The sequence below is a fragment of the Streptomyces sp. NPDC058274 genome (assembly GCF_042881375.1).
Classification (GTDB): Bacteria; Actinomycetota; Actinomycetes; order Streptomycetales; family Streptomycetaceae; genus Streptomyces.
On sequence record NZ_JBHVXW010000008.1, the window covers coordinates 342,837 to 354,551 of the forward strand.

At 70.6% G+C, this 11,715-nt stretch carries 9 protein-coding genes; 4 read left to right on the top strand and 5 right to left on the bottom strand.

Annotation, left to right across the window (positions count from 1 at the left end; genetic code table 11):
* Nucleotides 1-19: 19 nt before the first annotated feature.
* The 3 genes from ACFVYF_RS19325 (at nt 20) to ACFVYF_RS19335 (ending at nt 4,459) form a co-directional block, all read left to right on the top strand.
* A complete protein-coding gene (locus tag ACFVYF_RS19325; RefSeq protein ID WP_389456767.1) occupies nt 20-1,687 on the top strand; it encodes an NAD(P)/FAD-dependent oxidoreductase in 1,668 nt (555 codons plus the stop codon).
* 14 nt (nt 1,688-1,701) lie between these two features.
* Nucleotides 1,702-3,462: an NAD(P)/FAD-dependent oxidoreductase gene (locus ACFVYF_RS19330; RefSeq protein WP_389456768.1), complete on the top strand. Its 1,761-nt coding sequence runs from the start codon at nt 1,702-1,704 to the stop codon at nt 3,460-3,462.
* A gap of 307 nt (nt 3,463-3,769) precedes the next feature.
* Entirely contained in the window at nt 3,770-4,459 is a 690-nt protein-coding gene (locus tag ACFVYF_RS19335; protein ID WP_389456769.1) for a TetR family transcriptional regulator, read from the top strand.
* A 219-nt stretch (nt 4,460-4,678) separates the two neighbouring features.
* On the opposite strand, the gene ACFVYF_RS19340 is transcribed toward ACFVYF_RS19335, so the two are convergent.
* From ACFVYF_RS19340 to ACFVYF_RS19360, 5 genes are all read right to left on the bottom strand, one after another.
* A complete protein-coding gene (locus ACFVYF_RS19340; RefSeq protein WP_389456770.1) occupies nt 4,679-5,707 on the bottom strand; it encodes a hypothetical protein in 1,029 nt (342 codons plus the stop codon).
* Between the two features lie 168 nt (nt 5,708-5,875).
* Nucleotides 5,876-7,627, bottom strand: a complete 1,752-nt coding sequence (locus ACFVYF_RS19345) for an MFS transporter (protein ID WP_389456771.1) — start codon at nt 7,625-7,627, stop codon at nt 5,876-5,878.
* Nucleotides 7,628-8,399: 772 nt separating this feature from the next.
* Entirely contained in the window at nt 8,400-8,615 is a 216-nt protein-coding gene (locus ACFVYF_RS19350) for a hypothetical protein (protein WP_389456772.1), read from the bottom strand.
* A 50-nt stretch (nt 8,616-8,665) separates the two neighbouring features.
* A complete protein-coding gene (locus tag ACFVYF_RS19355) occupies nt 8,666-9,493 on the bottom strand; it encodes a MarR family transcriptional regulator (RefSeq protein ID WP_389456773.1) in 828 nt (275 codons plus the stop codon).
* A 59-nt stretch (nt 9,494-9,552) separates the two neighbouring features.
* On the bottom strand, nt 9,553-10,164 hold the full coding sequence (locus ACFVYF_RS19360) for a TetR family transcriptional regulator (RefSeq protein ID WP_389456775.1): 612 nt from the start codon (nt 10,162-10,164) through the stop codon (nt 9,553-9,555).
* 412 nt (nt 10,165-10,576) lie between these two features.
* Between ACFVYF_RS19360 and ACFVYF_RS19365 the strand changes: the two genes are divergently transcribed.
* The coding region (locus tag ACFVYF_RS19365) for a 2-oxoacid:acceptor oxidoreductase family protein (protein WP_389456777.1) at nt 10,577-11,715 on the top strand (1,139 nt) is incomplete at its 3' end.

Here is an 11,715-nt window from a genome sequence, read left to right on the forward strand (position 1 = left end):
CTCAGGAGGAACGAGCATCATGCAACCGCTGCCCGCGTCCGGCTCGACCGACAAGGCCGTCCACGACGTCGCCATCCTGGGCGCCGGCATCGCCGGTTCCATCCTGGCCGCCATCCTGAGCCGCAACGGGGTGAAGACGGTCCTGATCGACGCCGGGGCGCACCCGCGCTTCGCGGTGGGCGAGTCGACCATCCCGTACACGTCGGTGATGCTGCGCATTCTCGCGGCGCGTTACGGCGTGCCGGAGATCGCGCATCTGAGCCACTTCTCCACGATGCGCTCCAAGGTGTCGTCGAACTCAGGACAGAAGCGCAACTTCGGCTTCGTCTACCACCGCGAGGGCGAGGACCAAGTCCCCAGCGAGATCAACCAGTTCGTGATCCCGGTGGCGCTGTCGACCGAGTCCCACATGTTCCGCCAGGACGTCGACGCCTACATGTTCAACGTGGCGGTCCGCTACGGCGCCGTACCGCGGCTGAACACCCGGGTCACGGACGTCGACGTCGACGGCTCCGGGGTCACCCTCGCGGTCGACGGCGGTCCGGCCGTCCGTGCCCGGTACGTGGTGGACGCCGGTGGTCACAACTCGCCGCTGGCCAAGAAGTTCGCCCTGCGGGACGAGGTGCCGCAGCAGCGCACGCACTCGCGGACCCTCTTCACCCACATGATCGGGGTGCGGCCGTACGACGACTGCCCGGCCGGCCGCAAGCACGACAACCCGAGCCCCTGGCACCAGGGCACCCTGCACCACGTCTTCGACGGCGGCTGGGTGTGGGTGATCCCCTTCGACAACCACCGCGGTGCCACCAACCGGCTGTGCAGCGTGGGTCTGACCCTGGATCCGCGCAAGCACCCGAAGACGGATCTGCCTCCGGAGCAGGAGTTCGCGCAGTTCCTGGAGCGGTTCCCGGACGTCGCCCCGCAGTTCAAGCACGCGAAGGCCGCCCGTCCCTGGGTGTCCACGGGCCGGCTGCAGTACTCCTCGCACCAGGTCGTCGGCGACCGGTTCTGCCTGACCTCGCACGCCGCCGGCTTCGTGGACGCGCTCTTCTCGCGCGGTCTGACCAACACCACCGACGTGGTGAACTCGCTGGCCTGGCGGCTCATCGAGGCGGCGAAGGACGACGACTTCTCCGCCGAGCGCTTCGGGCACATCGAGACGCTCCAGCAGGGGCTGGTCCGCGCCCACGACGAGGTGGTGGCCTCGTCCTTCACCTCCTTCCGGGACTACGGGATGTGGAACGGCACGTTTCGCATGTGGGCGCTGGGCACGGTGCTCGGCACGCTCAACGCGCAGGACGCCCTCGTCCGCTTCCAGCGCAGCAAGGACCCGTTGATCTGGCGGGAGTTGGAGGCACAGCCGCATCCCGGCGCCCTCTTCCCTGCCAGTGTCGGCTTCAACAAGATCACCGACGCGGCCTGGGCCGCCTGCCGGGACGTCGAGGCCGGGCTGATGACGACGGACCGGGCCACGGGCGAGCTGTTCGACCTGCTCCAGGACGACAGTTACGCGCCCCCGCCGTTCGGTCTGCACGACCCGGCGAACCGCTTCTACAACCCCAACCCGGCGCGCATGATCCGCACCATGCACTGGGCCAAGCGCGGGTCGGCGGCCGCGGACACCGGTCCGGTGGTGGCCGGTGCGCTCGGCGGCTTCCTGCGCTCCCGGTTCCGCAAGAGCTCATGAGGAAGGACGGGCCCATGCCCCAGGACGCACAGGCGGAACGACCGACCCGGCAACCGGCCGGGCAGAGCTGGGCGGAGGGCGCCGAGGCGGTCGGGACCGCCGAGTCGGCGCTGCCCTTCGAACCCGCGGACGAGCCGGCGCCTGCCGTGCCCCGGAACGCGGCGCGGCACACCGTCGCCGTGCTCGGCGCCCATCTCGGCGGCGGCATGCTCGCCGCGATCCTGGCCCGCGCCGGGATCGACGTGGTGCTCGTCGACTCGGCGCACGACGCGGGCACGCCGTCGGGCGAGACCACGGTCCCGTACACCGCGGAGATCTTCGAACTGCTCGCGCGCCGCTACGGCGTCCCGGAGCTGTCGGCACTCGGGCACTTCGGGCAACTGCCCGACGAGGTCCGCAGCACCTCCGGGATCAAGTCGAGCATCGGCTTCGTGTACGCCCGGCCCGGCGCTCGCGTACGACCGCACCAGGTGGTGCAGTTCAACGTGCCGAGCGAGCACGGCGAGTCCCATCTGTACCGCCCCGACGTCGACGCCTGGGTGCACCGGCTGGCCACGGGCTACGGAGCCAAGGTGCCGCAGGGCCGCCCCGTCCTCACCGAAGTACGGGGCGAGGCGGGCGACTTCACTGTCGCGCTGGCCGACGGGAGCACGGTGGGCGCCGCGTTCGTGGTCGACATGTCGGGGCCCGGCGCGCCGATGCTGGGGCGCCTCGGCCCGGATCCGGCCCTGCGGCCGCTGCGCCACTCCTCGCGGGTGCTGACCGCGCATCTGCGGGGGGTGCGGCCGCTGGAGCGACGGGTGGACCCGGGCAAGGGCGGTACGCCGTGGACGGGCGGTACGACCCAGGTGGTCTTCCCCGGCGGATGGATCCAGCTGGTCCCCTTCGGCGACCAGCGGTCCGGCGAAGCCTCCCTGACCAGTGTGGCGGTGAGCCTCGACGCCAAGCAGTGGCCGCAGCGCTCGGCGTCGGCCGAGGACGACTTCCAGGAGCTGGTCCGCCGGTTCCCCGATCTGGAGTGGCAGTTCGGCGAGGCGACCGTGGTACGCCCGTGGACGAGCTCGGACGCGTGGCAGTACGGCGCCACCGCCGGCGCGGGCGAGGGCTTCGTGGTCCTGGAACGCTCCGCCGTACGCTGCGACTTCACGCTCTCGCGCGATGTCACGCTGACCGCGGAGCTGGTCCATGAGGCGGCCGCGCACCTCATCTCCGCCGCGCACAGCGGGGATTGGTCGGTGGAGCACTTCCGGGGGCTGGAGTCCTTCCAGGCGTCGCTGATCGAGCACGGGGACCGGCTGCTGCGGACGGCGCTGACGGCGACCAGCGACTTCCGGCTGTGGAACGCCTTCTGCCGGGTATGGCTGCTGCACTCGATGTTCGCCGCGCTGTCCCTCAAGCGGGCCCGCAACGACGCACTGGCCAGGCCCGGACACCCGGACCAGTGGCGGGAGTTGGAGCGCCGGCCGGGTGCGGGCCTCTGGTTCCCCGTCTATCCCGGATTCGTCGCGCTGTTCGACGACATGGAGCGGCTGACGCGTCAGGTCGCGGACGGCCGGCTGGCACCGGGTGTCGCGGCCGAGCGGATTTTCGGCCAGCTCCGCGGGGCTTCGTTCATTCCGCCGCTCTTCGCCTTCGGCGATCCGGACGACCGCTACTACAATTTCACGCCGTTGAAGCGGATCAAGGTGTTGCTGTGGGCCAAGCGCCGGGCGCCGTACATGGTCCAGCGGGTGCTTACCCCGGGCGCCACCGTACTGCCCGACGTCGAGCGGTAAACGGCACGATAGGCCCGCGACGCTGGGACAACTCACAGTCAGTTCACAGGAATCCGTCACAGAGACCGCCGCCCCCTGTGCGCCCGCCGAGGCGAGCCGGGGGCGGCGGCTGTGTGTCGCGCAGCCGCCGAAGCGGCACAGCGGTGCGGGCCGGTGATCGTATCCGGCCAGCTCCTGGACCGGCGCTCGATATCGTCTCGACACCACGGCCCACTGCCGGAATGCTCCCTACCGGGGAGTCTTCCCATGTGGGATGCTGATACCGTTAATTTCCTACACTCATGAATTAATACCCGAAGGGGGACTGGTGAGCACCGGAGACGGGATCCCCTGGGCGGCGGAGGCGGACGCGCAACCGGACGACACCGCCCCCCGCGGCCGGTCGGCTGCGCGCGGCGGCGGTCGCCGCCCGGGGCAGAGCGGCACCAAGGAGCAGATCCTCACGGCCGCGCTCGAACTCTTCGCGGCCAAGGGCTACTCGGGGACCACGATGCGCGGTATCGCGCAGCAGGCAGGGGTCGACCCGGCCCTCATCCACCACTTCTTCAGCAACAAGGAAGGAGTGTTCCAGGACGCGGTCTCCGCCCGCCTGGATGTGGCGGCCCTCTTCGACTCCCTCACGGACGCCGACGCCGAACTGCCTCCCGAGCGACGCGGCGAGCGCGTCGTGCGGACGTTCCTGTCCTTCTGGGAGGACGAGTCGACCCGGCCCGCCCTGATCGCCATCTACCGGACCGGCCTGTCGGACGAGACGACCTCCAAGTCCTTCCGGGACCAGATCGAGGACAGCTTCGCGGCCTGCGTCCGACGGCTCGTCCCCGAGGAGACCGAGCGCACCCCGGCCTTCGCCTCACTGGTGTCCGCGCAGCTCGCCGGCCTGGTGATGCTGAGGTACGTCCTGCAGATGGAGCCGCTGGCCTCGCTGGACTTCGAGGAAGTCGTCGAGTGGTTCGTGCCCTCCATCGACGTGCACTTCGACCGGGTCGCCCAGGGCTAGGACCTGTCCGGTCGATCATGGTGGAGGGAGCCGCGGCGCCTTGTCGGTGCCGGTGAGCGGGGTGTGGTGCGTGCGGCTGCAAGGCGGAGGAGGGAGTCGACGCGATGGGGGTCCCCCCGCGCGAGCGCAGCCGAGCGTGGGGGGAGTCGGGGACCGACGACAACGCCGCAGATGTGCGTGCCACACCCCGCGCCCTAGCCGTGATCGACCGGACAGGTCCTACGCCCTGTCCGGCGGATCGGACCGGCTCCGGGCAACGGCACCTGACAGGCGCGGGTAGGCGGTGTCCGGTGCGTCCAGCCGCAAGGTGGAGGAGGGCGTCAGGGCGGAGTCGTGGCGACCGACGGCACCGTCGCAGATGGGCGTGCCGGACCCGGTACTCCCCGGCATGATCCGCCGGACGGGCCCCGGAGGGCGCTTCGGGGCGGCCGCCTCGGAATGCGCCAGGACGAAGACCCCTCGCCCCGCCGCCACCGCCGCCGCAACTCCCGCCAGCGCGCCGGGAATTCCGGCGGCATACCGGTCCCCCAGGACGGCCACGCCGACGACCGCCGCGAACAGCGGGTTCACCAGGGTGAGGACGGCCAGCGGGGCCTCCAGGCCGCCCCGGTAGGCGAGTTGGCTCAGCATGAGGCCGGCCGACGCCAGGCAGATCACACCGGCCATGAGCGGTACGGCCGAGACGGGCAGCCGCAACGCGCCGTCCCCCGTCAGCTCCAGTACCGCGGTCTGGGTCAGCGCCGACGCGGCGCCGAAGGAGACCCCGGCGGCGGCCGCGTACCACAGGCTGCTGACCAGCACGCGACGGCCGGCCGCGGCCGCCACCACGAAGACACCGAGCGCCCCCGCGGTCAGCGCGACGACACCCGCGATCTCCCCCGGGTCCAGCACCCGGCTCGCGCCCGCCGAGCGGCTGAGGACGAGCAGTCCGCCGACCCCTGTCACGGTGCAGGCGGTGCCCGACCACTGAGCAGCGGTCATACGACGCCGGAAGGCGGCCGCGGACAACAGCGGCGCGGCCACCAGGGTCAGTACGCCGAGCATCTGCACCGCGACGAGCGAACCGAACCGCAGCGCCGCCGTGTGCAGCGCTCCGCCCAGCAGATTGAGGAGCAGGGCGCCCCACCAGACCGCGCCGCGCAGTACGGCCGCTCCCCCGACCGCACGCGAGGCGACCACCCGCTGCCCGACGGCCGCCCCGGCATACGCCAGGGCCGAGGCCACGCCGAGCATGAGAACCGACCACACGGGTTCGTCCTTTCCTGGCGCTGTCGTCGCGCACGGGGGTGGGGCGCCGCCGGGCCGCAGGACGGCCTGTCGCGGGGCGCCGCCGGCCTGGCCGGGCCCCTGGTGACGGCACCACGCCCGCGGCGCAACGTTCCGCCGCGGGCGTGGTGCCTTCGTACACCGGCCTGCTCAAGCGCCGCCGGGGACGTCCTGGACATCCTCCGGCCGGATCTTCGGCAGGGCGAGGACGAGCAGGCAGGACAGGCCGAAGCAGCCGATCTGCCAGTACACGACCTGCTCGAAGCTGTCGCTGAAGTTGGCCTTGCGGGCTTCCGGCACGGCCTCCTGGAGCACCGCGGCCTTGACCTTCGCCTTGGTCTCGGCAGGTGCCGGACTGTCCGCCATCTCCTTCTCGATGCGCGCGCAGCTCGCGGGCGTATCGGTGAGGTCCTTCTGGTTCATCCGGTCGTGGAAGCAGGTCTCGAAGCTGCCGGTGATCTGCGCCTGCTGTGCCTCGGAGAGGCCGGCCGCGACGAGGTCACTGCGCAGTTCGGGCAGCGCCGTACGACTGGCGCCGTCGGCGTTCGAGCCGAGCAGCCCGTAGAACAGGATGCCCGCGACCGCGATACCGATGGCGATACCGACCTGCTGCACGGTGGCGAGCATGCCGGAGGCCGCGCCCGCCTCACGCGAGCGGATACCGGCCAGGATGATCCCCGTGCACGGAGCGAGGAAGAAGCCGCCGCCGAGTCCGGCGACCATCAGCGAGGGGACCAACTGGTAGCCGTGCAGGTCCGGTCCGGCCCAGTGCAGGGTCGCGATCACTCCGGTCATGCCGACGAGCAGGAGGCCGGTGCCGACCGCCAGGGTCTTGGTGCCGAGCCGTTTGACCACGGCCGCCGACCGGGCGGAACCCACCGCGATGAGCAGCGCGAAGCCGAGGCTCACCAGACCCGCCGAGATCGGGGTGTAGCCGAAGCCGATCTGCAGGCTCATGAAGAAGACCATGAAGAACGACGGAATGCCGGCGAAGAACACCACGCTGATCAGCAGACCGACGGTGAACGACCGCTCCTTGAAGAGCCCGGACGGCACCAGGGGTGACCGGTCGGCCAGCTTCGACAACCGGTTCTCGTAGACGAAGAACTCGGCCAGCACGATGGGGCTCAGCCCGAGGAGCACCAGGCTCCAGCCGGGCCAGTCGTGTTCACGGCCGATGACCAGCGGCAGGATCAGACTGAAGAGCCCCGCGCTGAGGATGACCGCGCCGGTGACGTCGAGCCGGCGCGCGCCCTCCGCCGAGGACTCGGGAATCTTGGCCAGACCCAGCAGCAGGGCGATGATGCCGACCGGCAGGTTGACGTAGAAGATCGCCCGCCAGTCGGTGCCCAGGATGTCGAGGTCGATCAGCCAGCCGCCGAGCACCGGCCCGAGGACCGTGCCGAGTCCCACCGAAGCCCCGTACATGGCAAGGGCCTTGGGGCGCTCCTTCGCCGAGAACGTGACCTGGATGATCGACAGGACCTGCGGGAACATCAGGCCGGAGCACATGCCCTGCAGTACCCGGGCCCCGATCAGGAAGGTCGAGCTGGGTGCCGCACCGCAGAGCGCCGAGGCGATGGTGAAGCCGAGCATGCCGATCAGGAAGACCTTGCGGCGGCCGTGGATGTCGCCGAGCCGGCCGCCGGTCACCAGAGCACACGCGAAAGCGAGTGAGTAGACCGCGACGACCAGCTGGATCTCGGCGAACGTAGAGCCGAGGTCGGTCTGCAGCGAGGGCAGCGCGACCATCGTGATTGTCGTGTCCAGCATCTGCATGAAGATGGCGGACAGCGTGACGGCAAGGACCACCCAGCGTGCGGGATGCGCGGTCGCGCCTCCCGGGCCGGGTGAACTACCGGGCGTGGCTGTCGCCTTCACGCCCGTGTCGATCGAATCCATGTTCCCTCCTTGGGTACGCCGTCCGCTGACAGCACCCCGCGAGTTATTCATTCTCCAATGAAGTCTACGAGTACTGAATTCCTTTCCGCAAGCTCGATGACCGCGTTCCGGACACCGCGGCCCGGCCCAACCGCACTGTGAACGCGCTCTGTTGACGTGCGGCAACACCTGCGGGATGGTCAGGAGCAGCTACGACTCCGGCCGTTCCGGATCACGCGGGGTCAGCCGAGTCCGGGACCGCGGGGGTGTCGGCCGGGAGAGTCCCCATCGCCTGCCGAACCCGCCTACGGTGGCAGCTTGTTGGCCGCTCAGGGGTGCGATGCGGTACGTCGGCGCGCGGGCGACGCGGCACGTCCGTGCCCGGGCGACGCGGCGACCCAGGAGGCCGCCCGGGAGGCCGCCCGGGAGGCCGCCCGGGCGGGCGGAACTTGTGATGCGACGCCTGCGGGTGGGGCTCGGGCAGACCTGCGCTCAGGGGCGTTGACGGTGAGCGGGCACGGGCAGGCCGCCGGGCTTTGGCCGGGAGTCGACCGGGCTCCGACCGGGGATGGGCTGGGCTTTGGCCAGGATCCGACCGGGCTCCGACCGGGGATGGGCTTTGACCGGGATCCGACCCGGCTCCGACCGGGGATGGGCTGGGCTTTGGCGGGAGTCGACCGGGCTCCGGCGACGATGAGTACGGCCTGGTCTCAAAACTGTTTCCGCACGAGCCGGCCAAGAGTGACACGAGCCGGCCAGGATCGATCAGTACGCCGGCAAGGGTGAGCAGTGGTCACAGCGCCTGCTGCGTGCGGTCGTTGCGCAGGCCGAGGAACTTGAAGCGCAGCAGCGGGGAGATGCCTCGTTCGACGGCCCAGCGGACTCGACCGAGGTGTTGCTCGACTAGACGCCGCCCAGATCTCGCCGTACCGGACGGCGACGCGCTGACCCCGGTGACCGCCCAACTCGCCTCGTGCGGCGTGGAGTTCGGGGAGCGGCAGGGGGCCACGCTTCCTGGCTGGCCACCGGCGGACTCCTCGTCCCGTCAGTCGCGGCTCGTCACTTCGACCCCGCGGCCACCAGCGTCGCGGTGATGGGTTCGAGTTCGGCGACCAGCTCGTCGAGCTCGGCGGGAGACAGGGCGTCGTACGGCGGGGCGGCGAGCTCGTCGGTGAGGGCCTCGACGCGTCGCTTGGTCTCGCGGCCGGCGTCGGTGAACCGGCCGTCGGTGTCGACGAGCCCGCGTTCGCGCAAGCCGTCCATGACCGCGGCCAGCCGCTCCTTCGGCAGGTGATGGATGCGCCCGAACGACTCCGGCGGGTGGATGCCCATGTCCAGCGCGCTGAGCACGTGGGCTTCCGTGCCGCCGATGCGCGCGCCGACGAGAGCGGCGACGTGCCCGTCACCGCGGTGCTCGCGCAGCATGGTCGCGGAATGCCACAGCCGGGCGACCGGATCGCTCGGCACCGGCAGGGTGCGCATCCCGGCGTACATCACCCGGCCTTCTGTGGGCGCGTTCGTCGCGGCCTTGGTGGTCAGGTCGGCGGCGCGCACCAGGCCCGGGGAGCCGGCCAGCTCGGCGCCGAGGATCCGCCGCAGGGAGGCCGCGCTGCCCCGCTCCCGCGCGGCGACAGACGCCTCGGGCGGGATCGTCTCCCACGCGCTCGGGATGTGCCGCGCGGCCTCTCCCTCGGCGAAGCTGTAGAAGGCCGCGTGCACGACCTGGGCCGGCACCCGCCCCAGTGGCGCGGCACGGCTGGCGAAGTAGCCGTCCCAGTAGGTGCGGTGACCGAGCGCCGCCAGCTCCTCGTTGCACTCGTCGGCGAAGAAGGTGACCAGGCAGATCGGCTCCAGGAGCTCGAACATGCGACGGGCGGTGTGAGTCATGGCCCCCATGATGCCTGCGGCCACGCCCCATGGAGAGGAGGGCACGGGCACCCGTCCAGTCAGTCGCCCGCCACCGACCCCCGCCCGGACCCCGGCAAAGAGCGCGGACCCCTCGTCGGGTCCGCCGTCAGGAACGCCGCGACCGCCGGGGTGAGTGCGCGCACCAGCTCCGTGGAGTCGTCGTTCTCTGTCAACTCGGTCGGCATCAACCCCATATGACGTGACGTCATCACCCCGACCAGGAGACTGCTGATTAGCGCCAGTCTGATCTCGTCGACCCGCGCGATACCCTCCGGCACCAGCGACTGGCTCAGCCGCTCCCGGGCCGCGGGCAGGTCCAGCGCGGAGCGGAGCACGCCGAGGATGCGCCGGCGCTGGACGGGATCGCCCCAGTCGGTCACCGCGTGACGCAGCAGCCATTCCGCCGCCTCCGGGTCCCGTCGTCCGATCGCCTCCCGGAACACCTCGGCGGGCCTGACCGTCTCCACGACGACCGCGTCGTAGAGCGCCTCCTTGGAGGCGAAGTAGTGCGCGATCAACGCCGGATCGCAGCCGGCTTCCGCGGCGACGGCCCGCAACGAGGTGTTGCGGTAGCCCAGTTCGGCGAAGAGATCGGCGGCGGACCGCATGATGGCCCGGCGGGAGCCGGGCGCGCCTCTAGATTCGGCCACGGCGGCACTTCCTCTCGATCACGAGTCCCCCCGAAGGACGTGCTTCCCGCCCGGTCGTGACACGGGCGCCCGCGCGGCACGACAGGGCGCTGCCAGGCCTCACGGTAATTCAACTGACCGAGAAGTCTACACTCAGTGACTTCTCGGGTCAAAGCTTTTCGCGCCACTACCCAAGTTCGCCAACTCCCTTACAGATGACGGGTTTTGGCACCGTACCAGCCACCCGCTCACCCACCCGCCGACTTGCCGATTCACGACGAACCGCACCCCCTCCGACGACAATTCAACGCCCATTGAAATTCCTCTGCGATCCCCCTAGGCTCGACGGCGGGCGCCCGGACCCTCGTCAGCGCGACGGCTCTGCGGGTGCATGCCCGCACGCGCATTCCGCCCCAGGGAGAGGCACTTGCAGGTGACGAAACAGACGGATCAGCTCGACCGGGTCATCATCCGTTTCTCGGGTGACTCGGGCGACGGTATGCAGCTCACTGGTGATCTCTTCACCTCTCAGACGGCGTCGTTCGGAAACGACCTGGCGACGCTGCCGAACTTCCCCGCCGAGATCCGCGCCCCCGCAGGCACGCTGCCGGGCGTCTCGTCCTTCCAGCTGCACTTCGCCGACCACGACATCCTCACGCCCGGGGACGCGCCGAACGTGCTGGTCGCCATGAACCCGGCCGCGCTCAGGGCGAACATCGGCGACGTGCCGCGTGGCGGTGAACTCATCGTCAACACTGACGAGTTCACCAAGCGGGCGCTACAGAAGGTTGGTTACGAGACCTCGCCGCTGGAGGACGGCTCGCTGGACGGCTATCACGTCCACCCGGTCCCTCTGAACACGCTGACGGTGGAGGCACTCGCCGACTTCGGCCTGGCCCGCAAGGACGCCGACCGGTGCAAGAACCTGTTCGCGCTGGGCCTGCTGAGCTGGATGTACCATCGGCCGACCGAGGGCACGGAGAAGTTCCTCGCCGCCAAGTTCGCCAAGAAGCCGGACATCGCGGCCGCCAACATCGCCGCGTTCCGGGCGGGCTGGAACTTCGGCGAGACGACCGAGGACTTCGCCGTCAGCTACCAGGTCGCGCCCGCGGCAGAGACGTTCCCCACCGGGACCTACCGGAACATCTCCGGGAACCTGGCGCTGTCGTACGGCCTGGTCGCGGCGAGCCGGCAGGCCGATCTGCCGCTGTTCCTGGGCTCGTACCCGATCACACCGGCCTCCGACATCCTCCACGAACTGAGCCGGCACAAGAACTTCGGCGTCCGCACCTTCCAGGCCGAGGACGAGATCTCCGCCGTCGGAGCGGCACTGGGCGCGGCCTTCGGCGGCTCACTCGCCGTCACCACGACCTCGGGCCCCGGCGTCACCCTCAAGTCCGAGACCGTCGGTCTGGCCGTCTCGCTGGAACTGCCGTTGCTGGTCATCGACATCCAGCGCGGCGGGCCGTCGACCGGGCTGCCGACCAAGACGGAACAGGCCGACCTGCTCCAGGCGATGTACGGCCGCAACGGCGAGGCCCCGGTCCCGATCGTCGCGCCGCGCACCCCCGG